Source organism: Cohnella baijiui (assembly GCF_020731285.1).
In the GTDB taxonomy this organism is placed as follows: domain Bacteria; phylum Bacillota; class Bacilli; order Paenibacillales; family Paenibacillaceae; genus Cohnella.
Genome location: NZ_JAJFOW010000210.1, coordinates 1 through 306, shown reverse-complemented (window position 1 = coordinate 306; position 306 = coordinate 1). Strand labels below are relative to the sequence as shown.

Genomic DNA, 306 nt, shown 5'->3' with positions numbered 1-306 from the left:
GCGCAACAGCCGAATGAGCGGAATGGGGGTTAGAAAATGAAGCAGCTTGTTCGTTCCTTTGCCGCAATATTTATTGTTTCGTTCGCTCTGCTGTATATGACTACGTATCTGAATTCGTCACAGGGCTATTCAGGCAGCAATACATTAACGATTTATAACTGGGGCGATTATATCGACCCTGATCTGGTGAAGCAGTTCGAAAAAGAAACCGGCATAAAAGTAATCTATCAGACATTCGATTCCAATGAGGCGATGATGACGAAGATTGCGCAAGGCGGTACAACTTTCGATGTGGCGGTTCCATCG

1 pseudogene is annotated in these 306 nt (G+C 45.1%); it reads left to right on the top strand.

Annotation, left to right across the window (positions count from 1 at the left end):
* Positions 1 to 36 precede the first annotated feature (36 nt).
* Positions 37 to 306: pseudogene (locus LKX83_RS32350) on the top strand (spermidine/putrescine ABC transporter substrate-binding protein); the annotation flags it as partial.